The organism is Planktothrix sp. PCC 11201 (genome assembly GCF_900009135.1).
GTDB lineage: Bacteria > Cyanobacteriota > Cyanobacteriia > Cyanobacteriales > Microcoleaceae > Planktothrix.
On record NZ_LT797760.1, the window covers coordinates 1 to 210 of the forward strand.

At 37.6% G+C, this 210-nt stretch carries 1 protein-coding gene; it reads right to left on the reverse strand.

All coding sequences use genetic code 11. From position 1 onward, the window contains the following. The coding region (locus PL11201_RS26670) for a hypothetical protein (protein ID WP_369821855.1) at positions 1 to 210 on the reverse strand (210 nt) is incomplete at both ends.

Consider the following 210-nt stretch of genomic DNA (forward strand, 5'->3'; position numbering starts at 1 on the left):
TATTGAGGCTGATTTACCTCTTGTCGCATTTGTTGTTCTAACTGTGCATGACGTTGTTGACGATATTGATCAAAGGATTGTTGACTATTGGGATTGTTAGGGTTGTTATTATTATAATTCCCGTTATTGTTACCCCGTTGCCAAGTCGCATACTCCTGATCTAAACGTTGATCCAAATTATTATGAGCATCTCGAATCATTTGGGCTTTT